Annotated in this window: 22 protein-coding genes; 18 read left to right on the top strand and 4 right to left on the bottom strand. The window is 58.9% G+C overall.

Annotated features, from left to right (window positions below; all coding sequences use genetic code 11):
• Nucleotides 1-18 precede the first annotated feature (18 nt).
• Complete coding sequence (locus tag I6I12_RS00740; protein ID WP_200288430.1) at nt 19-1,329, bottom strand: M20/M25/M40 family metallo-hydrolase; 1,311 nt, start codon at nt 1,327-1,329, stop codon at nt 19-21.
• A 77-nt stretch (nt 1,330-1,406) separates the two neighbouring features.
• Here I6I12_RS00740 and bioB point away from each other — a divergent pair, with 77 nt between their 5' ends.
• The 3 genes from bioB to I6I12_RS00725 are packed head-to-tail and all read left to right on the top strand — an operon-like array spanning nt 1,407 to nt 3,593.
• Nucleotides 1,407-2,387 (top strand): biotin synthase BioB, encoded by a 981-nt coding sequence (bioB, locus tag I6I12_RS00735; protein WP_034655643.1) that lies wholly within the window; start codon nt 1,407-1,409, stop codon nt 2,385-2,387.
• A complete protein-coding gene (gene bsaP, locus I6I12_RS00730) occupies nt 2,387-2,659 on the top strand; it encodes a biotin synthase auxiliary protein BsaP (protein ID WP_200288429.1) in 273 nt (90 codons plus the stop codon). Before bioB ends, bsaP begins: the two co-directional genes overlap by 1 nt.
• A 10-nt stretch (nt 2,660-2,669) precedes the next feature.
• Nucleotides 2,670-3,593, top strand: coding sequence for a Sir2 family NAD-dependent protein deacetylase (locus I6I12_RS00725; protein WP_200288428.1), 924 nt, complete (start codon nt 2,670-2,672; stop codon nt 3,591-3,593).
• Here I6I12_RS00725 and I6I12_RS00720 read toward each other — a convergent pair whose 3' ends face one another.
• Complete coding sequence (locus I6I12_RS00720; RefSeq protein ID WP_200288427.1) at nt 3,594-4,583, bottom strand: lipase family alpha/beta hydrolase; 990 nt, start codon at nt 4,581-4,583, stop codon at nt 3,594-3,596. It lies immediately after the preceding gene.
• Nucleotides 4,584-5,118: 535 nt separating this feature from the next.
• Here I6I12_RS00720 and kdpF point away from each other — a divergent pair.
• From kdpF to I6I12_RS00650, 13 genes are all read left to right on the top strand, one after another.
• Nucleotides 5,119-5,214, top strand: coding sequence for a K(+)-transporting ATPase subunit F (gene kdpF / locus I6I12_RS00715; protein WP_005328272.1), 96 nt, complete (start codon nt 5,119-5,121; stop codon nt 5,212-5,214).
• Nucleotides 5,211-6,926 (top strand): potassium-transporting ATPase subunit KdpA, encoded by a 1,716-nt coding sequence (gene kdpA, locus I6I12_RS00710; protein ID WP_200288426.1) that lies wholly within the window; start codon nt 5,211-5,213, stop codon nt 6,924-6,926. The genes kdpF and kdpA overlap by 4 nt, the downstream gene beginning before the upstream one ends.
• The gene (kdpB, locus tag I6I12_RS00705) at nt 6,923-8,986 is read left to right on the top strand and encodes a potassium-transporting ATPase subunit KdpB (protein WP_234288140.1); all 2,064 of its coding nucleotides are present in this window, start codon (nt 6,923-6,925) and stop codon (nt 8,984-8,986) included. The genes kdpA and kdpB overlap by 4 nt, the downstream gene beginning before the upstream one ends.
• A gap of 17 nt (nt 8,987-9,003) precedes the next feature.
• Nucleotides 9,004-9,555: a potassium-transporting ATPase subunit C gene (locus I6I12_RS00700; RefSeq protein WP_200288425.1), complete on the top strand. Its 552-nt coding sequence runs from the start codon at nt 9,004-9,006 to the stop codon at nt 9,553-9,555.
• Between the two features lie 12 nt (nt 9,556-9,567).
• A complete protein-coding gene (locus tag I6I12_RS00695) occupies nt 9,568-12,162 on the top strand; it encodes an ATP-binding protein (protein WP_200288424.1) in 2,595 nt (864 codons plus the stop codon).
• A complete protein-coding gene (locus tag I6I12_RS00690) occupies nt 12,155-12,868 on the top strand; it encodes a response regulator (protein WP_200288998.1) in 714 nt (237 codons plus the stop codon). The genes I6I12_RS00695 and I6I12_RS00690 overlap by 8 nt, the downstream gene beginning before the upstream one ends.
• A gap of 884 nt (nt 12,869-13,752) precedes the next feature.
• A complete protein-coding gene (locus tag I6I12_RS00680) occupies nt 13,753-14,901 on the top strand; it encodes an MFS transporter (protein WP_023020287.1) in 1,149 nt (382 codons plus the stop codon).
• A 233-nt stretch (nt 14,902-15,134) separates the two neighbouring features.
• Complete coding sequence (gene amn / locus I6I12_RS00675) at nt 15,135-16,538, top strand: AMP nucleosidase (RefSeq protein ID WP_034656130.1); 1,404 nt, start codon at nt 15,135-15,137, stop codon at nt 16,536-16,538.
• Nucleotides 16,539-16,611: 73 nt separating this feature from the next.
• Nucleotides 16,612-17,124: a phosphoribosyltransferase gene (locus tag I6I12_RS00670; protein WP_005326355.1), complete on the top strand. Its 513-nt coding sequence runs from the start codon at nt 16,612-16,614 to the stop codon at nt 17,122-17,124.
• A gap of 21 nt (nt 17,125-17,145) precedes the next feature.
• Nucleotides 17,146-18,627, top strand: coding sequence for a SulP family inorganic anion transporter (locus I6I12_RS00665; RefSeq protein WP_200288423.1), 1,482 nt, complete (start codon nt 17,146-17,148; stop codon nt 18,625-18,627).
• Between the two features lie 285 nt (nt 18,628-18,912).
• Nucleotides 18,913-19,413 (top strand): ferritin, encoded by a 501-nt coding sequence (locus tag I6I12_RS00660; RefSeq protein ID WP_023020290.1) that lies wholly within the window; start codon nt 18,913-18,915, stop codon nt 19,411-19,413.
• Nucleotides 19,414-19,495: 82 nt separating this feature from the next.
• Nucleotides 19,496-19,849 carry a hypothetical protein gene (locus tag I6I12_RS00655; RefSeq protein WP_200288422.1) on the top strand — a complete coding sequence of 118 codons (354 nt, stop codon included), beginning with the start codon at nt 19,496-19,498 and terminating at the stop codon, nt 19,847-19,849.
• 13 nt (nt 19,850-19,862) lie between these two features.
• Nucleotides 19,863-20,459: an HAD-IA family hydrolase gene (locus I6I12_RS00650; RefSeq protein WP_200288421.1), complete on the top strand. Its 597-nt coding sequence runs from the start codon at nt 19,863-19,865 to the stop codon at nt 20,457-20,459.
• Here the strand turns inward: I6I12_RS00650 and I6I12_RS00645 are convergent.
• Entirely contained in the window at nt 20,442-21,575 is a 1,134-nt protein-coding gene (locus I6I12_RS00645; RefSeq protein ID WP_200288420.1) for an ROK family transcriptional regulator, read from the bottom strand. The genes I6I12_RS00650 and I6I12_RS00645 overlap by 18 nt on opposite strands.
• Before the next feature lie 108 nt (nt 21,576-21,683).
• Between I6I12_RS00645 and I6I12_RS00640 the strand changes: the two genes are divergently transcribed.
• Complete coding sequence (locus I6I12_RS00640) at nt 21,684-22,253, top strand: LOG family protein (RefSeq protein ID WP_034656137.1); 570 nt, start codon at nt 21,684-21,686, stop codon at nt 22,251-22,253.
• Between the two features lie 69 nt (nt 22,254-22,322).
• Complete coding sequence (locus tag I6I12_RS00635) at nt 22,323-23,993, top strand: DUF885 domain-containing protein (RefSeq protein WP_200288419.1); 1,671 nt, start codon at nt 22,323-22,325, stop codon at nt 23,991-23,993.
• Here the strand turns inward: I6I12_RS00635 and I6I12_RS00630 are convergent.
• Nucleotides 23,990-25,081: an AbrB family transcriptional regulator gene (locus I6I12_RS00630; RefSeq protein ID WP_200288418.1), complete on the bottom strand. Its 1,092-nt coding sequence runs from the start codon at nt 25,079-25,081 to the stop codon at nt 23,990-23,992. The two genes, I6I12_RS00635 and I6I12_RS00630, sit on opposite strands and share 4 nt — an antisense overlap.
• Between the last annotated feature and the right edge of the window lie 104 nt (nt 25,082-25,185).

The following is a 25,185-nucleotide window of genomic DNA, read 5'->3' as shown; positions in this document are numbered from 1 at the left end:
GACATCTTGCCACACTTGTTAAGCCTGTGACAGGCCTAGGAAGCGATTGACCAGGCTGCGGTAAGCGCGCACAGTGAGCTCGAGGTCCTCCAAGTAGAGGTGCTCGTCGTGGCTGTGCAGCTGCGAATTGGCGCTAGCCATATCGCGGCCCTCGGCGTGCATGGCAAAGCCATAGGCGTTGCCACCCTTGCGCCGAGCAAAGCGCAGATCCGAGCCGCCGGTGGCGTGAACTGGGACGACGTCCTTATCGGGGAAGAATTCCTTGGAGGTGGACTCAATGGCGCGCCACAGCTCGGTATCGGTGGAGGATTGCGTGGCATCTTCAGTAATGAGGTGTTCGATTTCTACCTCATCGGCCATGTCTCCAAGCGCGCTGCGCAGGAAGTCATCTAGATCCTCTTGGGTCTGGCCGGGGAAGGGGCGCACATCCATTTCCAGGTAGGCATGTGAAGGCAGCACGTTAATGGCGCCGCCGGCGCGCAGGACGGTCTCGGCGATGGTGGTATGGCTAAAGGCATGCGCGTAGGCGGCGAGGTTGCCGAACTTGGAGTAGTCACCGGTGCCGTCGATAAGCTCCTGCTCGGTCTGGGGGTCAAATTTGAAGGTGCGCACGAAGCCCTCCCAGATCTCATTGGAAGCCGTGGGCGGCTCAGCGGCGGCGATGCGGCGGGCCACCTCACCGATCTTTACGATGGCAAAGTCCTTGCCATAAGGGGTGGAGCCATGGCCGGCATCGCCATGTACGTGCAGGCGGCGCTGGCCGGCGCCCTTTTCACCCACGTTGAAACCCACCGCGCCGGGCAGGTGGCTGCCGCCGGTTTCAGATAAGCAGTTCTTCCAGGAAAAGGCATCGGGGTGGTTTTCGGACATAAAGCGTACGCCGAGACCGCCGCGGGCCTCTTCATCGGCCATGCCGACGAAGGCAAGGGTGCCGCCCGTATTGCCGGTGCGGGCGACCTCGCGCGTGACGGCGGCCATGGTGGCGGTAATAAATAGCATGTCTACGGAACCGCGGCCGTAGAGCTTGCCGTCCTCGATGAGCGCCTCGAAGGGAGGCTTGGTCCATTTAGGTTCGTCGACGGGGACGACGTCTGTATGCCCCATGAGGGTGAGCGGTTCTTTGTCCGGATCGCCGGGGACGGTCACGACGATGGAAACGCGGCCTGGGTGGGACTCGAAGCGCTCAATCTGCACGTCTTCGCCCGCGAAGAATTTTTCTAAACTATCCGCATTGCGTACCTCGTGACCGGAGTCCGGCGTGAGGTCGTTTACGCAGGCATTGCGGATAAGTTCTTGGAGGAGGGAGAGGGTGTCATCATAAAGCGTCATGCTATCGAGCCTAACGCTGGGAAAAATTTTATGTGATTTTAACCAAAGCTGAACGCTGTTCAAGTATGGTTCACACTATGAGCATTATTGACATCGCCCGCGAAAAAGCACTGGAGCAAGGCAAAGGCCTCAACCAGGAAGAACTGCTGCAAGTACTACAGGTTCCGGATTCCCAATTGGAGGAAATCGCCGATATCGCCCACCAGACCCGCCTGAAGTGGTGTGGTCCAGACGTATCGGTGGAAGGCATTATCTCCATTAAAACTGGCGGCTGCCCAGAAGATTGCCACTTCTGTTCTCAGTCCGGCCTCTTCGAGTCCCCAGTGCGCGCCGTGCGCCTCAACATCCCGGAGTTGGTGGAGGCAGCGCAGAAGACCGCCAAGACCGGTGCTACTGAGTTCTGCATCGTCGCTGCGGTGAAGTCCCCGGATGATCGCTTGCTGGACCAGGTAGGCGAGGCGATTGCAGCGATTAATGACGCCGTCGATATCGAGATTTCCTGCTCCCTGGGCACCCTGACCCGCGAGCAGGCGCAGCGCCTAAAGGACATGGGCGCGCAGCGTTATAACCACAACCTGGAGACGTCCCGTTCCTTCTTCCCCAATGTGGTCACCACCCACACCTGGGAGGAACGCAAGCAGACCCTTGACTATGTGCGCGAGGTAGGCATGGAGGTCTGCTGCGGCGGCATCATCGGCATGGGCGAGTCCTTGGAACAGCGCGCCGAGTTCGCTGCGCAGCTGGCAGAAATTGATCCCTGCGAGGTGCCGATGAACTTCCTGGATCCGCGCCCGGGCACCCCCTTTGCGGATCGCCCGCTGGTTCCGCTGGGTGAAGGCCTGCGCGCCGTGGCGGCATTCCGCTTGGCTATGCCGTCTACCACCTTGCGCTTTGCCGGTGGCCGCGAGCTTTCGCTTGGCGACGACGGCACGGAGCGCGGCCTGCTCGGCGGCATCAACGCCATCATTGCCGGCAACTACCTGACCACCCTGGGCCAGCAGATTGAAAAGGATGTGGACATGTTGAACCGCATCGATCTGCCGATTAAGGCCCTGTAGTGGCTGGTTTATCCGAGCCGACTTCCGATTTGGCCGCTGCCGTCCTTTCCGGGGAAGAGCCGATTTTCCATCCGAATACCGGCAAGCCGATTGAGGAGGTCTTTACGCTGCACCCTGCAGCCGCAGCTGGCCTCGATGTGCCGCGCTATTGCCAAATTTGTGGCCGGCGCATGGTGGCCCAGGTGCGCCCCGATGGCTGGCATACCAAGTGCTCGCGCCACGGGGAGCTGGATTCGGAGTGGCTATACGTAGAGCACTTGCCCGAAAGCTAGCATCGGGAGAATGGATCCAGCCGTCTCCCTTGCCCACCAGTCCGCGCTGCGCTCGATCGCCCGAGTGGTAGAGGAATCGGCGCCGCATACGGAGCCGGGGAGGGCTTTAGGGGACGTCGTCAAGCAGCTGCGCGAGGGCCCAGTGATGGTGCTAACGGGGGCCGGGGTTTCTACGGACTCAGGGGTGCCAGATTATCGGGGGCCGCGTGGCTCGCTGAGTAGGCACCGTCCGATGACCTATCAGGAATTTCGCCACGACCCGGCCGCGAGCCATAGGTATTGGGCCCGCAGTTTTGTGGGGTGGCGAGTCATGGATGCTGCGGCGCCGAATCGTACGCATTATGCGCTGGTGGAACTGGAGCGCGCCGGGCTGATTAATGGCGTGGTTACTCAGAATGTGGACGGCCTGCATAAACAGGCCGGGACCGCGAACTTGGTGGCGCTGCATGGCGATATGGAAACCGTCGTGTGTCTGATGTGCGGATATCGGGAGGCGCGGACGCATTTCGATGCGCGTTTGGCCGCAGCAAATCCGGGGTACTTGGAGCGCCTAGTGGTGGAGGCGGACCAAGTGAATCCGGATGGTGACGTGACCCTGGATGAGGCCGCCGTGGCAGCGTTTCGCATGGCCGGATGCGAGAGCTGTGGATCGGAATTATTGAAACCAGACGTCGTCTACTTTGGCGAACCCGTGCCGGCTGAGCGCCGCGATGCCGCCTTTGCCGTGTTGGGACAGGCGCGCTCGCTGCTGGTGGCTGGGTCCTCTCTTGCGGTGATGAGTGGGTATCGCTTTGTGCTGGAGGCAAAGAAGCAGGGCAAGCGCGTAGCCGTCATCAATGGCGGCCCCGGCCGGGGTGATCAGAAGGTGGATACGCTGTGGCGCACGCAGGTGGGCCCAGCCTTTGACGCGGTCCTTGATGAGCTGGAGCTCTAACTAGCGGGGGATAGTCTCTACTAATTCCAAGATGGTGCGCACGATGGCATGGACGCGCTTATCCATGGGCATATCCTCGTGCATGACCACTGCTCGGCGGTCGAAGTCTTGGACATAAATATTTCGCACGGTGCCCTCTGCGACGCCGCGGGGATCAAGGAAGCAGGTTTCGGGTGGGACCACGACGGCATCAGACCGTGTGGCAATGCAGGTATAGCTCACGCCAGATTCCAAGTCGCCATCGCGATTGGCCTCGCGTAGCGCTTCGCTGCCGACAATTTGGTCCATTCCCGCCGGCCCAAACCAGCCATCGATGACGGAGCGCATTACCGCCTCTTGGCGCGGGGTGCGAATGAGGCGGCTGACGATACCGCCGTAGGTAGTTCCGTGGTTTGGCGCGCTGATGCACATCAGGTGGAGGACATGCTCGGCGCCGCCAATCATGCGCATCCAATAGCGGGCGAGGAGCCCGCCCTGCGAGTGGCCGATGAGGATGACCTTGTTCGCGCCGGTGACCATGCGCACGGTGCGGATATAGGCATCGAGTTGCTCGGCGGATTCTGCAAGGGGTTGGGTGGCGCGGCGGCCGTAGTCAGGGGCGAAGACCGCCCAGCCGTCTTGGCGCAGCTCATTGCCGAGGATTTGCCATACGCCCTTGGTATCGCAGGTGCCGTGGATGAGGATGACCGGCCAGGGGCGTTGTGCGGTAGGACGTGCGCCCCAGTCATCTTCGAAGATCCCACGTGGCTTCATGCGTGCGCCTAGCGGGAGGGTGGCGGCCGCATCGGCGTCGAGGGCGGTATCGCCGGGGCTGGTTTTGACCTTTTGCGCTTTGATGAGGTCCGCAATCTCGGCCGCGACCTCCTCGCGCAGTGCCGTGGCTTCGGCAGGGGAGGCGACACCGCGACGCGGGGAATCGGTCAATTCCTTCTCGCTGGCACGCCAGAATTTGCGGAGTTGTTCGGAAATAGTGGATTTCAACTCAGCCATGGTTCCGGATTGTACTCGTTATTGCAGGTTAACTGTGTTTTTGTCAGGAGTTAAGAAATTTATGGGCAAACCCTTGACCATCCTACGAAAGGTTAATAAACTTAGGCTTGCCTAATCACGGGCGGTGCTTGCAGGAGGGTGCGCTCCATTCCCTCCTTGGGTACCGAGAGATTAGTCATGGGGAGAAGGCCCGCCGATGTGCTGTCGGCGGGCCTTCGTTGTGGATAAGGGGCGGTTCCCGGCCTGAAGAAAAGGTGGCGGAAAAGGGGTGTAAAGGAAATATAAAAATTGCGAGCGAGAGGCGTAAAGATAGCGCAAAGATTGCCTAGGGCAGCGGGGGTGTGGTCCTAACGTTTGTGCTTAGCAGGTGCTGCCTTGGTACCGGCACCTGGCAGGCATACCTGTCAGGCACAGGAAAGTTTCACTCGCACAAGGGGGTTTCCCACATGTTAGACATCGTGGCAATCCTGATAGCCATCCTGACGGTTGGCTGTCCCTCCGTCCTCAACGAGCTTCTGGACGGTGATGCATAACCATGAACACCATTACAGCGGTCATTGGCCTCGTCATTGTTGTGGCGTTGGTGACCTACCTCATCATTTCCTTAGTTGATCCGGAGCGTTTCGCATGATCGCCGGCGTTGGGGCGGTGTTACCGCAGTTCCTCGCCCTCGTCGTCTTGCTCGCGGCGGCATATGTTCCTTTGGGCAACTGGATCGCACGCAGCTACACCTCTGACAAGGACTGGGCGATAGAGCGTGCGGTGTATAAGGTCCTGCGCGTTGACCCAAACCGCGGGCATAACAGCAAGAATTACAGCCGTGCATTGCTTGGTTTCAGCTTGGCATCCGTACTCGTTCTTTACGCGGTGCAGCGCCTACAAACCGTTGTGCCTAGCTTTGGCAATTCCCGCTCCGCAGCGGTGGAACCGTGGATGGCGTTCAATACGGCGGCGTCATTCGTGTCCAATACCAACTGGCAGTCCTATTCGGGCGAAGAAACCCTGAGTAATGGTGTGCAGATGATTGGCCTGACCGTCCAGAACTTTGCCTCCGCGGCTGTCGGCATGTGTGTGGCGGTTGCGCTCATTCGCGGTATCGGTCACTTGGGATATAGCCGTGACAAGCTGGGCTCTGAGAGCGGACAGCACCTCATCGGAAATTTCTGGGTTGACCTCACCCGCGGTTTGGTGCGCATTCTTTTGCCGCTTTCTCTATTGATTTCCTTCGTCCTCATCTTGGGCGGAACCATGCAAACCTTCGGGTCCAACCTGGTGAGCTCCGCGGGCGTGGATATTCCGCGCGCTCCGGTAGCTAGCCAGGAGGCAATTAAACTGCTGGGAACCAATGGTGGTGGCATCTTCGGCGCCAACTCGGCGCACCCTTTTGAGAACCCCACTGGTTTTACCAACCTCGTGGAAATCTTTTCTTTGCTGGTTATCTCTTTCTGCTTTATCCGTGCCTATGGGGTAATGCTGAAATCGCAAAAACATGCCTGGACCCTGCTTGGCGTCATCGGCGGCATTTGGACCGTTATGGTTGCCTTGGTGGTATGGGCACAGCACACTACCACCGGTGCGGCAGCTCAGGCTGCGGGCGGCAACTTGGAGGGCATCGAACAGCGCCTAGGTATTGACGCTTCCGCACTCTTTGCGGTGTCTACCACGGGCACTTCTACCGGTGCGGTCGATTCGATGCACGATAGCTATTCACCATTGGGTGGCGGCTTGTTGATCCTCAATATGCTCCTGGGCGAAATTGCACCAGGCGGCGTGGGCACGGGTCTCTACGGTCTGCTGATGGTAGCAATCCTCGCCGTATTTATCGGCGGCCTGCTCGTTGGGCGCACACCGGAGTTCATGGGCAATAAGGTCGGCCGCAAGGAAATCTCCGCGGTGAGCCTGTACATCCTCACCATGCCGGTCCTCGTCCTGGTAGGCGTGGGCGCATCGGTGGCTCAGCGCAAGCTGGTGGAGCTTTCGGCGACCAACTACGGCGCGCCTGGAACCCCGGATAACGCGCACGGTCTCTCCGAGGTGCTCTATGCCTTTACCTCGGCCTCGAATAATAACGGCTCGGCCTTCGCCGGCCTGACGGTAACCGAGCCCTGGTGGCAGGTCACGCTCGGAATCGCCATGCTGTTGGGCCGCTTCCTCCCCATCGTTTTCACCCTGTATTTGGCGGGCAGCTTAGCCGGTCAACGCCGGCAGGCCACTACCGCCGGCAGCTTGCCGACGTCCGGTGTGACCTTCGCGCTGCTTACCATCGGCGTCATTGTGTTGGTCGCCGCCCTTACCTTCTTCCCCGTTCTTACCTTGGGTCCCATTTCGGAGGCACTCTCATGACAACACCAACTATGACCACTGAGCAACGCACTCCTCAGCGCTCTGCCACCACAAACAGTGGGTTGGCTGCGGCAGCGTTAAAGTCGTTGCCGCACAAGATGTCCCCACTCGCCCAAGCCCGCAACCCCGTCATGTTCGTGGTGTGGGTAGGTGCCGCGCTGACTACCCTGTGGTCCATCTTTAGCCCCAGCGTTTATGGCTGGGTGGTAACCGTATGGTTGTGGTTTACCATTGCGTTCGCCGCATTTGCTGAGGCATATGCCGAAGGCCGCGGTAAAGCCCAAGCGGATAGCTTGCGCGCCGTGCGTGATGACGCCACCGCTAACCTGGTCACCGATGGTGGCATCGAGGTCATTGCCGCTTCTGAGCTCACCAAGGGCGCTATCGTGCGCGTGGAGGCCGGAGAGACGATCCCGGGCGACGGCGACGTCATTGAAGGCGCGGCAACCGTCGATGAATCTGCCATTACCGGCGAGTCTGCTCCCGTGGTTCGCGAGGCCGGCGGCGATCGCTGTGCTGTAACCGGCGGTACCGTGGTCTTGTCTGATTCCATCTTGGTACGGATCACCTCGGAGCCGGGATCGACCTTCGTCGATACGATGATTGCCTTGGTGGAGGGAGCGGAGCGCCGCAAGACCCCGAATGAGATCGCGCTGAGCATCCTCCTGTCTACCCTGACTATCCTCTTCCTCATTGCGGTTACCGCACTGGCCCCAATGGGGTTGTTTACCGGCGCGGAGCTCTCCCCGCTCTCGCTGGTGGCCCTGTTGGTCTGCCTCATCCCAACCACCATCGCTGCCCTGCTATCCGCAGTAGGAATCGCGGGAATGAACCGCCTCGTGCACCACAATGTTCTGGCTACGTCCGGACGAGCGGTGGAGGCGGCGGGAGACGTAGCGACCCTACTCATGGATAAAACCGGCACCATCACCTATGGCAACCGGCAGGCTACCGGGCTTATCGTTGCGCGCGGTGTCGATGAGCAGGAAGCTGCGGAAATAGCCCGCGTTGCTTCGGTTGCCGATGAGACCCCAGAGGGTCGCTCCATCGTGTCGTGGTTGACCGAAAACTACCACCTTTCTGCCGAAGCAGGAGAGGAAGAAAAGACCGCCGAGGTCATTCCATTTAGCGCTTCTACCCGCATGTCTGGGCTTGATCTCAAAGGCCGAAAGCTGCGTAAGGGTGCAGGCGATGCTGTGCGCCGGTGGGTAACTGAAGCAGGTGGCGACTGGCCACAAGAAATTGCAGACTCCGTGACCCAGATTGCTGAAGGCGGTGGAACCCCGCTGCCCGTTGCTGTGGAAGAATCCGACGGCACCCGCAGGGTTATTGCGGTGGTGCAGCTCAGCGACGTCGTCAAGCCGGGCATGGCGGAGCGCTTCGCCGAACTGCGCCAGATGGGCATCAAAACCATCATGGTGACCGGCGATAACCCGTTGACGGCAGCGGCCATTGCGAAAGAGGCAGGCGTAGATGATTACATCGCGGAGGCCACCCCGGAAGATAAGCTGGCCAGGATCCGCGAGGAACAGGCGCATGGCCGCATGGTCGCTATGACCGGTGACGGTACTAATGATGCACCAGCGCTGGCGCAGGCGGACGTGGGCGTGGCCATGAACACGGGTACCTCTGCAGCGAAGGAAGCCGCCAATATGGTGGACTTGGATTCTGATCCGACCAAGCTTATCGATGTCGTGCGCATTGGCAAGCAGTTGCTTATCACCCGTGGGGCGCTTACCACCTTCTCTTTGGCCAATGACTTAGCGAAGTACTTCGCCATTTTGCCGGCCCTGTTTTCTACCCAGCTTCCGCACCTTGAGCGCCTCAACGTGATGCACCTGCACTCGCCGCAATCCGCCATTGTGTCTGCAGTCGTATTCAACGCGCTCATCATCGTTGCTCTTATTCCATTGGCGCTCAAGGGCGTGGCCTATAAGCCGGCCTCTGCTTCGTCCCTGCTACGCCGTAACCTGGGCATCTGGGGCCTGGGCGGCGTTATCACCCCATTCCTAGGCATCTGGCTCATTGACCAGGTAGTCAACCTGCTTCCAGGTATATAGAAAAAGAAGGACCAAAAATGCGTGTCTATTTTCGTAACCTCGCCGCTGGATTCTTAGCCGTACTATTGTGCGTTATCGCACTGGGAATGATTTATCCTGCTGCCGTGTGGGGAATCTCCCGCATCAAGCCGGACTCCGCCGAGGGCAACCTCATTTACCAAGGTGAGTGCCTAGCTGGCTCGACCCAGCTCCAAGATGGCCAGACCGAAGGCCCGTACTTCTTCCCCCGTTCCGAAGGCATGAGCAATTACGGCGCTAGTAGCTCCGAGCTAGAAAAAGCCGTGCAGGAGCGGCGCGGGGACATCGCCAAGCGTGAAGGCGCCGCTCCAGAAGATGTTCCCACCGATGCGGTAACCGGTTCCGGCTCTGGTGTCGACTCTGGCATTAGCCCTGCGTACGCTGAACTACAGGCTCCGCGGGTCGCTCGAGAGCAGGGGATGAGCACCGAAGAGGTGCGAAGCCTCATCGAGGACAACACGGAGCATGCCAGCCTCGGGTTCCTGGGCGAAGACGCAGTTAACGTCACTACTCTCAACCGAGCGCTGCCCAATCCCCCGTCCTGCTCATAAGATGAGTGCCATATGAACGACAAGAAAGTTCCGGCGCGCACCAAGCGTGGCGCTTTGAAGATCTACCTCGGCGCGGCGCCTGGGTCTGGTAAGACCTGTGCAATGCTCAACGAGGCGCACGGCCTTGTGCTGGCCGGCCGCGATGTGGTCATTGGCATCGTGGAAGATCATGGGCGCGAATTCACTCGGGCGCTGTGTGATGGCCTTGAGACCATCCCGCGGCGCCACGCTGCCGGGCTATCCACCGGAGAACTCGATACTGCAGCCATCATCTCGCGCCAGCCGGAAACCGTTCTGGTCGATGAATTTGCCCATTCCAATCCGCGCGGTGAGGAACACGCTAAGCGCTGGGAGGACGTAGAGGAACTCCTAGCCGCAGGAATCGATGTGATTTCTACCCTGAACATCCAGCACCTCGAAAGCCTCAATGACGTAATAAAGCAGATCACCGGTATTTCCCCGCAGGAGACGGTGCCAGACGAGGTGGTGCGTGCGGCGAATGAGATCGAGTTGGTGGATGTATCCCCGCAGCTCTTGCGCACCCGCTTGAGTGATGGCCAAATCTATAAAGAAGCACGCATTGCCCCAGCGTTGAATAATTATTTTCGGGTGGGCAATCTGACTGCACTGCGGGAGCTTGCCCTGTTGTGGTTGGCGGACCAGGTTGATGAGGCTCTCGCGTCCTACCGTTCTGAACAAGACATTACTGATACCTGGGAAGCGCGGGAACGGGTGGTTGTGGCCATTCAGAACGTCGCGCATGCAGAACTGCTCATTCGCCGCGGGCGCCGCATCGCGTCCAAATCCTCAGCCGAGCTACATGTGGTCCACGTAATTTTTGGGGATTCCTTTTCTTCCGGTGAATCTTCTGTTGCAGGTTCCGCTCAACAACTGGCCAAATTACAATCCTTGGCTCAGGACGTGGGTGCCCGTTTGCATCAGGTCACCGGTGACTCGGTGCCAGAAGCGCTGCTTAATTTTGCCCGCAGCGTCAACGCCACCCAGCTGGTCCTGGGGGTTTCACCACGGCGTCGCTTAGGCCTGCACTGGCGCGGCACCGTTGCTGAGGCCGTGTTGCGGGATTCAGGCAAGATCGATTGTCACATTGTTAATCTTCCGTCCGATAAACCCTCGCCTCTTTCACCACTGCTGCGACCATTGCATTCCCTTCCGCGCCGGGCGGTGTCTTGGGTGGGCGCGGCTGTCGCTTTCATCGCCTTGACCGCACTGTTGCAAGGCATCGACGGCTCGGCATTGGGAACAGGCACGTGTTCTGCTTTTTACTTTGCGCTGATCCTCCTCGTGAGCATGCTCGCTGGCCTGTGGCCGGCGGTAATTATTGCGTTTGCCTCGGGCTTGGCGGTCAATTGGTTCTTTACCGAGCCCCTGTACACGTTCGATATTGCTGAGCCGGCTAACGCTGTCATCCTCGTGGTCATGGTAGCCATTGCCCTGGCCGTGGGCCTACAAGTGCGGCGCACCAAAATAGAGCACCATAATGCGGCCATTGCCACGCGCGATGCTGAGCTCTTGACGGTCTTTTCCCGCGCAGCCCTCAACCGCCGTGCGGACGTATCTCCCATCGACGCAGTGCTTCGCAAGGTAGGAGAGACCTTCGGCTGCCATAAGGCCGTGCTTCTTGACGCCTCCGGGGACATACTCTCTACCTGGCACGCTTCGGCGGCCTCGCCCCGGCAAAGTAGACACCTGCATATCCCCGCAAAGACTCATAAACGTGAGGTAGAAACGTTGGTCTCCAGCGAGGACACTACGGTCCAGATTGTGATGGAAGGCCCAGCGTTATCCGCCCGCGACCGTGCTTTGGTGGCGGTTGTGGCAGGCTATTTAGCCGGCATAGTGCGCCGCGACAAGCTTTCGGCTGAAGCCGCACGTGCCGATGCCATTGCTGCCGCTGATGAATTGCGTCGTGCGCTGCTATCGAGCGTGAGCCACGATCTGCGCACGCCCCTAGCAACGGCCAAGCTGGCTGTGTCCTCTTTGCGGAATTCCGAAATCGAATTCACCCCAGAGGATCAAGAAGTACTACTGGCGGAAACCGCGGCTAGCATCGATCAACTCACGCTGCTCGTGACCAACCTATTGGATCACTCGCGTTTGAGTGCAGGAGCGGTAACTGCACGCCGGGATACTGTGGAGTTATACGAGGTAGCCAATCGGGCTATTGCTTCCTGTGCCTTTGGACATAGCAAGGACCAACTTGGTCGCATTCATATTGGTTCTGGACTCCGTGGCCGCACCTGTTGCGCGGATAGCGTTTTGCTGGAACGCGTGCTGGCGAACCTATTCGATAACGCTTTGCGCTATGCGCCGAGCGGACCAGTCAACGTTGATGCGCAGGTTACAGATGAGCGCGTGGAGCTGAGTGTGAGCGATGAAGGGCCGGGAATTTCACCAGAAAAGCAGCAGGAGCTTTTCCAAGCTTTTCAACGCTTGGGCGATACCAGCAATGACAACGGGGTGGGTTTAGGCCTCTCCGTCGTACGCGGATTTGTGGAGGCTATGGACGGTACTATCACCGTAGAGGCCACTCCAGGAGCGACCTTTATCCTGAGTTTCCCGCTGCGGGAGGAGAAAAGCCATTACTGATAAGAAGGCCACGATTGTCATCGTGGATGATGATCCGCGTTTGCTCACCACCTTGAGCATTAACTTCAAGGCGCGTGGATATGAGGTGTATTCAGCCAGCACCGGGGCGGAGGGTCTGCAGGTGGTCTCCCAGCATCAGCCCGATGTGGTGATTTTGGATATGGGTCTGCCGGATATGGATGGGCGGGAGGTCCTCGATGGGATTCGAGGGTGGTCAGCAATTCCCGTTCTGATTCTTACGGCCCGGTCCGATCCCCTATTTAGTGCCTCGGCCCTAGATCGCGGTGCTGATGATTATGTGACCAAACCCTTTTCTATGGAAGAGCTCTTGGCCCGCGTGCGCGTGGCTTTGCGGCATGGCAGCCCGCAGCAGCCATCTGCCCAGCGGGAAGCCACGATGGTGCGGGCGGGCGATGTGCTGATCGACGTCCCTCGACACTCCATCACCAAGGCAGGAAAGCCCCTTCACCTGACCCCTACTGAGTGGGGCGTGCTTACGACGCTGCTGCGTGCCCACGGCGGTTTGGTGCGCAAAGAAGACCTCCTCGCAGAGATTTGGGGCCCGGGATTCGAAGGGCAAAGCCACTACCTGCGCATCTATACCTCGCAGCTGCGCCGCAAACTGGAAACCGATCCCTCTGATCCCCAATATCTCCTTACTGAACCCGGGTTGGGATACCGCTTTGTTACCTCCCCAGAAGTCTAGGAGTAGCTGACGCCATTTTCTGCAGGGAACTACTCTTGCAGTGGCAATTCTGTGCAGTGGAGGGGTGCGAGTTGGTATCCATAACGCTTATGCGTCGAGGGCTTCGGTGTGCCCTGCGCATTTAACCAACTGCAAGCGCGTAAGAACTAAACATTTCAACTGGTCACCAGCGATTGTTCGTTCTCTAAATCATTTCTGGTGCTGCAGATTAGTTGCTTTTCCCTGAAGGGGTGACGGTGTCTGTCATGCTTTCCTGACCAAAGAACCTTCGAGCATATTTTTGGGTAGAAGGGTCTATTAAATCAAGCTACGTTGTACGCACCGTTAGAAGAAGGAATAGGGCTCTCTACTTTCATAAACTTGGCTCGATTTATTGTGCCAACGTTGAAGGTTATGAATTAGAGACGTCTGGGGTTGAAAGCTTGGTATCTAAAAATAGAGCTCCTCAAGACTCCGGTGTTCATTTATCGCTGTCTGGGTGGGGCTTTATCTGCGCACCTGCATTCGTGCAAGAAATCTTGCACGAATCTCTCGGGTAGCTTACTGTGGTCGATCGTTCAGGAATTCTTGCACGATTGGAGTTGTGATGAGCCCACGAAAGTATGAGCATCCGGCCACCGAGGACCTTGAATTCGTCCGTGTTCTGGCTGCGGTAAGTGATCCCATCCGGTTAGAGATGGTTAGGCGCCTGGCAGACGGTCAGGAGCACGATAGTTTGACGCTCGCTGATGACCTGCCTCGATCTACCCTGACCTACCACACTCGGCAGCTGCGTGAAGCCGGTGTGACGTGGACAAGAAGCCAGGGACGAACTTGTGTTATCTCTTTGCGCAGAGGCGATCTAGACGAACGGTTCCCTGGTTTGCTCGATATGGTGATTTCGAATGCTTAAACAGCTGTGGCCGTTAGTTTTGGGCAGTGTAGCGCTCGGATTGGACGCATATGTTATCGCTGGGCTGCTATCACAGATTGCAAACGACTTGGGTACAAGTGGCAGTGTGATCGGCTTGGGCGTTACCGCCTTTACCGGCGCGTACGCAATATCTGGTCCGCTGTTCTCGGGTAGGGCAGGCAAAGATCCGCGGAGTGGTCTGCTTGGAGCTGTTGCTGTGTTTTCTTTGGCGAATGTCGTGACTGCAGTTTCGCCTACAGTGAGCGTTTTTCTCGTGTCGCGCTTAATCGCAGGTGCAGCAGCGGGAATTTATTCGCCGCTGTCCTCAGCCGTAGCGGGGATGTCTGTCCCAGCAAAGTATCGCGGGCGCGCACTGTCAATGGTGCTGGCTGGCTTAGCGGTGGGAACTGTCGTGGGCGTACCGGTGGGATTGGGGGTAGCTAAACAGCTAGGCTGGAGGGCTACCATCGGTTTGGTCTCGGCCATTGGAATAGTGGCGTTAGCGGGTCTAGCGTTGCGCAAAGCGAGTGTGGTACCAGCTGTGCCCTCCTCCTCGTTGGGGCAGCGACTCCGAGTCATCGGCCGAGTGGATAACTTCCTGACGACCTTAGTTACTTTCTTTGTTGGAGTGGGTTCGCTGGGGTTGTACACCTATATTCCTGTAGTGCTTGATCGTGTGCAGGTAGACACCATTGCTGGCATGTGGGTCTGGGGTATCGGCGGGGCAGTGGGTGCTTTTGGGATTGGGAGGGTGCTTGACAAGGTTAATAGTTCACGCAAATTAACGGTCACTATCATTGCATTACTCGTGACTGATTTCGCTCTACTGCTGCTCTTCCCTTCGAGCCACGTGGTGGCAGTGGTGTGTCTTTTTGCTTGGGGGCTTTTGGGGTGGTCGTCAATGGCGCCACAGCAGCATTCGATGCTCAGTGCAAACCCTAATGAAGGGGCGACTGCTGTTGCTGCTAATGCATCTGCGAACTACCTTGGCTCGGCAGTCGGCTCCGCAGTGGGTGGATTACTGTTGCCCTCCTCCACGGGAATCCTGTTAGGAGCACTAGGTGCAGTCCTAGTAGGAATCGTCTGCAGTATTGGGGCCAGTGCCTCTTCTCGCTCTCATAGTGGGGGCAATGTGAATTAGGAATACTTCGGATTGATGGGACGATGCCCGAATTGACATAGTCGAGCTCTTCGTCGCATTCCCTTTGAGACCTTTGCTTTGACACTCTTAGCAGCTAAAAGGACTGATCCTAGGCCTTTGATTTTCTCGCAGTAAATCATGTCAGTATCGGTATCACTGAAGCTACCGCGGAAAAGAATAATGAAATGCGCGGACCGCTGCCGCGCTGCGAAGTCCCCGCTACACTCGCGCTTATGACCGATCTGCAGCATGTCCACTCCGTTGATGAGGCGGTAAACCGCCTGATCGAGATTTACGAGAATTCCTGCGAGCTTGCGCGCAAGACTTTGGAATCAGGAAACCTTGATGACTATCGCTACGTGGTTTATCCCAAGGTCACGGTGGATATCCGCAAATGGCAGCCCATCGATCGTTCCGAGCCCTTCGGCTACGTTAACGAGGCCGGCAAGTACTCGGCGGTAATCTCCAAGCCGTACATCATTCGGGACTACCTGCACGAGCAGCTGACTCGCCTGGCGGGTAACTATCCGTGCGATATTTTCGTCGGTCAATCGGACCAGCGCATTCCACCGGAGTACATCAAGGACACAAGGAAAGCCCCGCAGGAACGCGGGCCTATTCCGCGTCCGACGCTGGATGAGGTCAATGATGCAATCATTGATGGCGAATGGGATGCCTTCCACGGTGCGGAAAAGCCGCTTTTTCATTTTGGTGCCCAGCGCTTTGATATCGCGTGTGCGCGCATTGAGCATTACACCGGCATCGAGGTCGATACGGTGCAAAAATACATTTTGTTTACTAACTACGCGATGCACACCACCGAGTTTGTGAAATTCGGTTTGCGCGAGTTGACCAGGGAAGACTCGCGTTATACCGCCTTGGTGCTGCCCAATGGCGAGACCATTCATCCCAACGATGCGGTGGACCTCGATGTGGACGGTCTGACCTTGACGTCTCGCTTCCAAATGCCGCGCTTTGACCTGATCACTGCCGGTGGTGATGGCATCACGATGATCAATATCGGTGTAGGGCCCTCCAACGCCAAGACGATCACAGATTGCTTGGCGGTACTGCGGCCGGAAGCCTGGATCATGATTGGCCACTGCGCTGGCATGGATGGGCGCATGCGCATCGGGGATTTGATTTTGGGCAATGCCTACCAGCGCAATGACCACATCTTGGACCAAAAGGTTGCGGCGACCTCTCCCATCCCGGCGATTCCGGAGGTACAGCGCATGCTTGAGTCTGCGGTGAAGGCGGTATATGGCGACGATAATTCGCTCATGCGAACCGGTACGGTGCTCTCCACCGATGATCGCAATTGGGAGTGGCGCACTAACCGGGATTTGTGGGAGTGGCTGCGTACCTCCACCGCGGTGGCTGTCGATATGGAATCGTGCACGCTCGCGGCCAATGGCTATCGCTACCGCGTTCCCTACGGCACACTCCTTTCGGTCTCTGACCTGCCATTGCATGCGGTGCCGAAGCTGCCGGCCCAGGCGCAGGCCTTCTACTCCAACTCGAAGGAAGCTCACGTGATGTGCGCGGTGCGCGCGATGGAGCATCTAGCCGAAAATCCGGAGCGCCTGCGCACTCGCAAGCTGCGCCGGACTTTGGGCGAGGTTCCATTCCGGTAGGTGCCTTTTCTTTGGCAGGCAATGCTCGTTAAACTACAAAGAAATCCCATGACGCAAAAGGAGCCACACAATCGTGACTGAAAATTGGATCCACCCGGACCGGGAAAACCTCACCTGGGAGGTCTTCGGCGAGGCGAGCCGTAACCTGTCGGAACAGATTGTGGAATCTGGTTGGTTCCCTGACCTCATCGTGGGCGTCGCCCGCGGCGGCCTCATTCCAGCCGGTGCTATCGGTTATGCCATCGGTGTGAAGGCCATGGGCGCTATCAATGTGGAGTTCTACACCGATATCGGCCAGACCCTGGAAGAGCCGATCATCTTGTCCCCGCAGCTGGACACGGATTCGCTAAAGGGCAAGAAGGTACTGGTCGTAGATGACGTCGCGGACTCCGGCAAGACCCTGGATCTGGTGGTTAATCTACTTAAGGAAACCGCAGACGAGGTGCGCTCAGCCGTCATTTACACCAAGCCGAAGACCATCTTTGAACCGGACTTTTCGTGGAAGAAGACCGATCAGTGGATCAACTTCGCCTGGTCCGTGCTGCCAGTTATCACTGCAGATGGCTCCTTTAAGGAAGGCTCCTAAAGTCCACTAGGATGAGCAGGCGTGATTAAAGAACAGCCTGCCCCAACCGGCGTCATCGCCAGTTTCCGTTATGCATTTTCCTCGCCCGCTCGTCTGCGCAAGGAAGTCTTTGGCGGACTCGCGGTGGCGCTTGCTTTGATCCCGGAGGTCTTAAGCTTTTCCATCCTTGCGGGCTTGGACCCGCGGGTGGGATTGTTTTCTTCCGTCGTCATGGCAATGTCCATTGCCTTTACCGGTGGCCGGCCGGCGATGATTTCCGCAGCGGCCGGCGCGGTGGCGCTCGTTGTCTCTCCGCTCGCGCATGAACATGGGCATGACTACGTGGTCGCCGCGGTGCTCTTGGCGGGAATCATGCAGGTGGTGCTGGCCGCGGTGGGCGTCGCCAAGCTTATGCGTTTTATTCCGCGCTCGGTGATGACGGGGTTTGTGAATGCCCTGGGAATCATGATGTTTACCACGCAGCTGCCGCACCTTACCGATGTGCCGTGGATGGTCTATGTGCTAGTGGCCATTGGCCTAGCCATCATGCTGGGACTACCGCGGCTGACCACGGTGATTCCCGCCCCGCTCGTTACCATTGTGGTGGTCAGCATTATTGCGGTCGCGGCCGGGTGGAAGGTCCCCGATGTGGCGGACCAAGGCGAGCTGCCTACCTCGCTGCCGGGGCTTTTCGTGCCGGATATTCCGTGGAACCTGGATACCGTGCGGCTTATTGCGCCCTATGCCTTTGGCATGGCGTTGGTGGGGCTCATGGAGTCGTTGCTGACGGCGAAGCTGGTGGATGATATTACGGATACCCACTCCGATAAAACGCGCGAGTCCTTTGGCCAGGGCGTGGGCAATATCCTCGCCGCGGCCATTGGCGGTATGGGCGTGTGCGCCATGATTGGCCAGACCATGATCGGCGTGAAGGCATCCCAGGCGCGCACGCGCTTGTCGACGTTCCTCGCGGGCGCCTTCCTCCTCATCCTTTGCCTTCTTCTGGGCGAGACCGTCGGCCGCATTCCGATGGCTGCCCTGGTGGCGGTGATGATCATCGTGGCCGCAACTACGGTGGATTGGCACTCGGTTCACCCGCGCACGCTTAAGCTCATGCCGCTATCAGAAACGCTGGTGATGCTGGTGACGGTCGTAGGCACGCTGGCTACGCATAACTTGGCGGTCGGTGTGGTGCTCGGCGTGGTGACCGCATCCATTGGCTTTGCTCGCCGCGTGGCGCATCTGGTGGAGGTAAAACAAGTAGGCGATGCCGAGTATACGGTGCGTGGCCAGCTGTTCTTCGCCTCCTCCAATGACTTGGTCTATGCCTTTGACTACACGCTGGACACCCAGCGCGTGGTGGTAGATATGACGGAGGCCGAGGTATGGGATGCCTCTACGGTGGCGACGCTGGATGCGGTGCAGAAGAAATACGCCGAGCGGGGCATCGAGGTAGAGTTTCGCGGCCTGGAAGGAGCGAGCGCGCAGCGCCTCGATCGCCTCAGTGGGCGCTTGGGTGAATAAAGTCACATTATTGGCCTAGGGTGCGAGCGCTCAAGCGAGAAGCGCCGAACTGGACTCGGGCGCGCGTCGGCGTAAATGTATAGTTTCCGCGATGACCTCGCGTTCTTAGGGGAACTTTGCCTGCGTGCGATGGATAGCTTTGTCTTGGCTAACTTAGGTTATCCAATCTAAAAAAGCATAATGACGTGCAAGTTTACTTAAGTAGGCCTTGCTGGATCGCAGGGGAATCTTCGGTAGTGTGGTGTTTAGCACTTATTGATTTCCCTGCACAGAAAGGTTTTTACAATGGACGAGAAACTGCAAACCCTCCTGAACAACCAGGTCATTAGCGAGTACGGCGCTTCCATGGTCTATACCCAGTTGGCCTTCGAGATGGACAACCTCTCCTTCCCGGGCATGCGCGATTGGTTCATGGGCCAGGCCGCTGAAGAGCGCGTGCATGCCGAAAAGATTGCGGACCATTTGCTCTCCCGCGGTTATCGCGTAGAGCTCAATGACATTCCGGTTGGTTCGGTGAAGGCCGCTAACCCGCAGGATGCTTTCCAGGCTTCCCTGGAGCACGAGCAGAAGGTCTCCGAGGAAATCCGCACCATCGCTCGCGCGGCGCTGGACGCACAGGACCTGGAATCCCGCCAGCTCGTTGACTGGTTCCTGAGCGAGCAGGTGGAAGAAGAAGCTACCGTTTCTGAGATTCTGGATCAGATCAAGCTGGTAGGAAATGACGGCTCTGGCCTGCTACGCATCGATGAGCGCTTGGCTGGTCGCACCGAAGGTGGCGCTGCCTAAGCGCGCCTGGGTGAATAACAAACCCATCAAGATTTAGAGCAATCCTCCCACGGCACTGCAGTGCCGTGGGAGGATTGCTTCTATGTCAACACAACGCAAGGCTTTCTGTGCCATGACGCTTTTGATCCTGGCGCTTTTTCTCATCGTGGGAGCGGCGATTATGTCCACCCACGTGGCCTTGGGGGTATTCCTGACCACTGCGGCGCTCATGCTCGGTCCATTCGCCGGGCTCGCGCTGCTGGTGTACGGTGCCGCGGGAAAGCGCGGCTTGGTTACTCGCTCGCTGTATAGCCTTGGTGGCATGCTGCTCATCGGTGCGATCGGCGGCATTTTCGCCTTGTCTATGGAACAGGTCTCCGCGATGCTGCCCGTTTTTGTGGCCGGCGCCGGTGTGGGAATCGTAGCCGTGCTGACCCAGGCGCCGAAACGCGCATAAACTGGCTCTCGTTATGCCCAAACTCCTTTTTGATATGTATGGCGTGCTCATGCGCCCGGCTACCCCAGAAAGTCATGCAGCCTTGGAGCGCCTCCTCGCGCCATCCGATGCCGAGGCGATGTGGGAGGCCTACGGGTTTTATCGCCCGGACTATGATGCCGGCATCTTTAGTGATAGCCACTTTTGGAATGAGGTAGCGGCCCGCGCAGGGTTGGGGGAGATACCCGTCGCGGAGGCGGTAGCGTGTGAAAACCGCGGTTTGCTGGAGGCCGACCAGGGGATGGTCGCTTTGGTCAAGGGGCTTATCGGGGAAGGCTATAGTGTAGGCATTTTGTCCAATATTCCCACCACGCTGGCGGGGCAGGTGCGCGAGAAGCATACCTGGCTGGAGGACTGTGCGGCGGTGACCTTCAGCTGCGATATTGGGCTGGCAAAGCCGCACCCAGAGGCCTATCGCGTAGCCGTGGATGCGCTGTCCGCGCAGCCGAAAGATACCTATTTTTTTGATGACCGCATCGACTACGTGGAGGGCGCTAGCTACTGCGGGCTCAATGCCCATCTTTTTCGCGGCATCGACTCGGTACGTGAGGTGTTAAGCACACTGGAGTGAGCGGCCTAGCTCCAGCGGTTGGCGCAGGAGCTGGTCGGCGGCCACGGTGCGGGCTACCGCGCGGACAATCTCCTTATGGCTGGGGATCATGCGCAGCTGCAACTCATCGCCTGCGGAGGCGCGGACGGTGGCGGCGAATTGCTTGGGGGCCTTCGGGTCGTCGGTAAACGCGCCGCCGGCGATGACCACGGTGGCCGGGGAGTGGGCTTTGACCAGTTCCGCGGTGATGGTGCCCAATTGGCGGGCGCGCTCGTCCAGAATGGTGCGGACGGTGGGATTGGATTCGGCGATTTGGGCGGCCTCGGTAAGCGAGGCAGCCTTCACCCCCTCCTGCCGTATTGCCTCGAGGATGTGCCGGGTGGCCAGTAGGTGCTCGGAGGCGCCGTGGCCAAGGAGTTCAGAGTGCGTTTGCGGCACGGGAATAATGGGGCTGACCTCGTCCTCGACGGAGAGTGCCGAGCCGATGGAATCATCCGCGAAGAGCACCAGAACGCGCTCGCTGGTGCCAATCTCGGCCGCCTGGGTTTCGGACCCCAAAATAGCTGGGATCGCGGAGGAGACTACTACGGGTACGCCGAACTGGAAGCGCAGGCGTTCGGCGATGTCCACGCCGTGCCAGTTGAGGTTTTCTGCGGTGACCAAGCCGTTGTCATCCACGGTGCCGGAGGTGGTCACGCCGAGGGAGACCAAGCGGTGGTTCAGGTTGGTCATCATGCGATTGATGCCGGCCATGATGTGCTCGAGGAAGTCATCCTCGCTGAGGTTTGCTACCGGCGTGGCCAACTCTTCTTCGCTTAAGGTGCGGCCCTTGATGTCATAGAGGCCGATGTAGGTCTGCTTAGTGCCCACGGAGATGCCGCCGAGCGCCCAGTCATTATCGGCCGCCTCAAGCGGTACAGTTGGCCGGCCGCGCCCACGGGACTGGGTGAGGTCGGTGCGTTCCTGGATGAGGCCCGCGTTGAGTAGGGAAGTAGTAGCGCGCGTGATGGTGGGCTGGGAAAGTCCGGTGGCTTCCACCAACTCGCTCCGGGTGATGATCGGGTTCAGGCGCACCAAATGGAGGCACTTTGCGGCCGGCGTGCGGGGCCGCGTGAACACTGGGCCAGATTTGATCATAAAAAGGAGTATAAGCATCCCAGACTGCTTTGTCTAACCTGATAAAAGTTTCATGTACCGAATAGTCTAAAGGTGGTGGTGGGAGCGCAGATATCTATGCTGGAGAGCATGCAGTCAGTAGCGGTTTATTGTGGTTCAGCAACAGGAAACTCCCCGGCCTATACTCAGGCGGCACAGGAATTGGGCACCGAACTGGCCCGACGCGGCCTGAACCTGGTGTATGGCGGCGGCAATATCGGCTTGATGCGCGAGGTTGCGCAAGCCTGCTTAGCCGCCGGCGGCACCGTCACCGGCGTGATGCCGCAGTCACTGGTGGATCTAGAGATTTCCCACCCCGGCCTGACCACCCTAGAGGTCGTGGGCTCCATGGCTGAGCGCAAGACCCGCATGGAGCAGCTTGCCGATGCCTATATTTGCCTCCCCGGCGGCGTTGGCACCCTTGAAGAACTTACTGAGGTACTCACCTTGCAGCAGCTGGGCCACATCCGCGGCCCAGTAGGCCTAGTTAATACCGCGGACTTTTGGCGCCCCTTCTACGCCATGTACGCCGCCATGGCCGAATCCGGTTTCATCCTGCCGCGCTTTGTAGACGCGCTGGTAATGAAAGAGAAACCGCAGGACATCCTGGATGAATTCAGCCACTGGAGCTATCCCGGCACAAAGTGGGACAACGATTAGTTAACAAGTTCGCAACTTCATCCTCCCCGGGTGGCCTATAGCTGATACTTAGGGATAGACTTCCTCGTTATGAGTTCTGAGCAGACCGCTAAGCGCCAGCCCTCTCTACTGGACGCTTCGTGCGATAACTTCGTTCACGACCTAGCCGAGCTTTCCCCCACCGATGCCACCGCGTGGGGCATTGACGGCTACGAGGGCGAATTGCAGGATTTCTCCCCCGAATACTTCACCGCCATCGCAGACCGCACCCGCGAGATGGTGGCGGACTTGGATGCCCTGGATGACACCACCGATGAGTCCGATGATGAGGATGACTTTGATGAGGTGGACTACGTCACCGCGGCCGTCCTACGCGATCGACTTTGCCTCGATCTAGATCTGCACCACCACAGCGAGGATGTGCGCTGCCTGAATAATATCGCCTCACCGGTGCAGACCATTCGCGATACCCTGCTGTTAATGCCGCAGGATACGGAGGAGGACCGCGATGCTATTCGCTCCCGCCTATCCCAGGTGAAGAACTCTTTGGCCGGCTACCGCAGCTCCCTGGAAGAGGCAGCCTCCCACGGCATGGTGGCACCACACCGCCAGATTTCAGAGGTCATTGTGCAGTGCGAGCGGCTTGCCGACGCCGACTCGATGCTCGAGTCCCTCGGCCTCGACGCCGACTCCGCTGAGGTGGAGCAGGCCAAGGAAGCCTTTGGCGAGTTCTCCGATTGGCTCTCCAATGACCTGCAGCCCCAGGCGCCTAACAAGGACGCAGTGGGCCGCGAGCGCTACGAGCGTTTTTCCAAGCTCTTTGTGGGCGATGCCGTTAACCTCGATGAGGCCTATGAATGGGGACTCGACCAGGTGCGCACCCTGCGCGCAGAACAGGAAAAGATTGCCCACGAGCTCTATGGTTCCGATTGTTCGGTACGCTCGGCGCTGCGCAAGCTCAACCACGAGGAGCGCTATACCCTGCGCGGCACCGATGCGCTGGTGGAGTGGATGCAATCCACCGCCGATGGCGTTATCGCAGAGCTCAACGGCAAAGAATTCGATATTCCGGAAGAAGTAGAAGAGATCGAGTGCTGCATCGATCCGGCCGGTACCGGCGGCATCTTCTATACCCCGCCGAGCGATGACTTCTCCCGCCCGGGCCGCATGTGGTGGTCCGTGCCAGAAGGCCAAGACACCTTCCACACCTGGCAAGAGCTGACCACCGTTCACCACGAGGGCGTGCCGGGCCACCACCTGCAGCTAGGCTCCGCACTGGTGCAGGAGGATCTCAACCTGTGGCGCCGTGCGGTGACGTGGAACTCTGGTCATGGCGAGGGCTGGGCTCTCTACGCCGAACAACTCATGGCCGAGCTGGGTTACATGGACGATCCGGGCTTCCGCATGGGCATGTTGGATGCGCAGCGCCTGCGCGCCGCCCGCGTGGTCGTGGACATCGGATTGCACTTGGGCAAGCAGTTGCCGGATTGCTCGACGTCCGGCGTGTGGGACAAGGCGCACGTGAAGACCTTCATGCGTGAAAACACCGCCATGGATGATGCGAACCTCAATTTTGAGGTCAATCGCTACCTCGGCTGGCCGGGCCAGGCGCCGTCCTATGCTTTGGGCCAGCGCCTGTGGCAGGAGACCCGCGCCGCGGCCGAGAAGCAGGGGATGAGTGCGCGCGAGTTCCACTCCGAGGCCCTCGCCCTTGGTTCCGTGCCGATGTCCGTGCTGCGCGAGGCCGTTCTGGATAACTAGCGGCGCAGCAGTCGCTGGGCCAGGCGTAGCAGCTGTGGCAAGTAGCCCGCTACGACCAGTACCGCGATGAGGCGGGTGAGCTGGACTGCGATGACCGCTGGGCCGGCCCCGCCCTCCGCCGAGAGTGCGAGCACCGTCTCTAGCGCGCCGGGGCTGGTAGCCAGGTAGGCCTCGAAGTAAGTGATGTGCAGCCACTTGGTTAGCGGCCAGGCGGTGGCCGCGCAGATACCGATGATGACCACGATGAAAAGAACCGTGGCGGGCAATTGCTTGGCAAAGGCCTTGAGCGCCGGCAGCGAAAGCCCACCGCCGCAGACCCAACCAATGGACAAGAAGGCCATCACCTTAAAGGCATAGAGCGGTTCGAGTGTGTGGCCCTCCGGCAACACGAAAGAGGCTAGAACCGTCAGCAGCAAGGGGCCGAGTACCGCGGCGGCGGGGAGATGGAGGAACTTGCCTACCTTTTCTCCTATGCAGGCAATGGCAATCACTAGGGCAACTATCCACCAGGTAGTTTCGCCGTCGACCGAAAGATCCGCTCCTTCGCCGGCAGGCGTGTCCAATAAGGCGACCACGGCCGGTAGCGATACCGAGACTACTAACAGGCGCAGGTATTGGGTGAGGGCGACGTAGCGGAAGTCGGCCCCGAGTTCGTCGGCAAGCGCGGGCATGAGGGACGCACCGCCCGGCAGCATGGATAAAATGCCGGTTTCGGAGGAGACATCGTGCGGCTGTGCGCGGTGTAAGAGGTGGCCACCGATAACGCCTACCATCAGTGTGACAAAGGAGATCGTCAGGGCGGCAGGCAGGAAGCCAAGCAATTGGCTCACCGGCACAACGGTCAGCGGGATGGCAGCCATCATGCCGATAAAACCACGCGACATGCTATAAAAACTCCGATTCACGCGCAGATCTTCCCCAGTACAAAGCGCCATGGCGCCGGAGGAGAGGATCGCTGCCAAGATCCAGGCCGCAGGTACGTGCCACATGCTAAACAGCCAGCCCAACACGACCGATGCCGGAACGACAATGGACCACCGTGCCACGGTGTGGGCACTTAGCCCGGCGCCTTCCTGCTGTGCGGCCATGCGAGCCTCCTCGTTCTGCTGCGACAAAAGTATAATGCCTTCTTTTACTCCACTATGGGGAGGCCGGTAGGCGGGTTATCACCTTACATCATTCAAGATTTATG

It is taken from the genome of Corynebacterium kefirresidentii (assembly GCF_016599755.1).
In the GTDB taxonomy this organism is placed as follows: Bacteria; Actinomycetota; Actinomycetes; order Mycobacteriales; family Mycobacteriaceae; genus Corynebacterium; species Corynebacterium kefirresidentii.
Note: the sequence above shows the minus strand (reverse complement) of the source record. Positions and strands in the feature narration are given on the sequence as shown.

Bases quoted from the DNA above. Each gene is read 5' to 3' on its own strand.
- I6I12_RS00725 (WP_200288428.1), top strand. From the start codon at position 2,670: ATGGATCCAGCCGTCTCCCTTGCCCACCAGTCCGCGCTGCGCTCGATC.
- I6I12_RS00660 (WP_023020290.1), top strand. From the start codon at position 18,913: ATGGACGAGAAACTGCAAACCCTCCTGAACAACCAGGTCATTAGCGAG.
- kdpA (WP_200288426.1), top strand. From the start codon at position 5,211: ATGATCGCCGGCGTTGGGGCGGTGTTACCGCAGTTCCTCGCCCTCGTC.
- bioB (WP_034655643.1), top strand. From the start codon at position 1,407: ATGAGCATTATTGACATCGCCCGCGAAAAAGCACTGGAGCAAGGCAAA.
- I6I12_RS00635 (WP_200288419.1), top strand. From the start codon at position 22,323: ATGAGTTCTGAGCAGACCGCTAAGCGCCAGCCCTCTCTACTGGACGCT.
- I6I12_RS00655 (WP_200288422.1), top strand. From the start codon at position 19,496: ATGTCAACACAACGCAAGGCTTTCTGTGCCATGACGCTTTTGATCCTG.
- I6I12_RS00695 (WP_200288424.1), top strand. From the start codon at position 9,568: ATGAACGACAAGAAAGTTCCGGCGCGCACCAAGCGTGGCGCTTTGAAG.
- I6I12_RS00650 (WP_200288421.1), top strand. From the start codon at position 19,863: ATGCCCAAACTCCTTTTTGATATGTATGGCGTGCTCATGCGCCCGGCT.
- I6I12_RS00700 (WP_200288425.1), top strand. From the start codon at position 9,004: ATGCGTGTCTATTTTCGTAACCTCGCCGCTGGATTCTTAGCCGTACTA.
- I6I12_RS00720 (WP_200288427.1), bottom strand. From the start codon at position 4,583: ATGGCTGAGTTGAAATCCACTATTTCCGAACAACTCCGCAAATTCTGG.
- I6I12_RS00630 (WP_200288418.1), bottom strand. From the start codon at position 25,081: ATGGCCGCACAGCAGGAAGGCGCCGGGCTAAGTGCCCACACCGTGGCA.
- kdpF (WP_005328272.1), top strand. From the start codon at position 5,119: ATGAACACCATTACAGCGGTCATTGGCCTCGTCATTGTTGTGGCGTTG.
- I6I12_RS00740 (WP_200288430.1), bottom strand. From the start codon at position 1,329: ATGACGCTTTATGATGACACCCTCTCCCTCCTCCAAGAACTTATCCGC.
- I6I12_RS00645 (WP_200288420.1), bottom strand. From the start codon at position 21,575: ATGATCAAATCTGGCCCAGTGTTCACGCGGCCCCGCACGCCGGCCGCA.
- amn (WP_034656130.1), top strand. From the start codon at position 15,135: ATGACCGATCTGCAGCATGTCCACTCCGTTGATGAGGCGGTAAACCGC.
- kdpB (WP_234288140.1), top strand. From the start codon at position 6,923: ATGACAACACCAACTATGACCACTGAGCAACGCACTCCTCAGCGCTCT.
- I6I12_RS00640 (WP_034656137.1), top strand. From the start codon at position 21,684: ATGCAGTCAGTAGCGGTTTATTGTGGTTCAGCAACAGGAAACTCCCCG.
- I6I12_RS00680 (WP_023020287.1), top strand. From the start codon at position 13,753: ATGCTTAAACAGCTGTGGCCGTTAGTTTTGGGCAGTGTAGCGCTCGGA.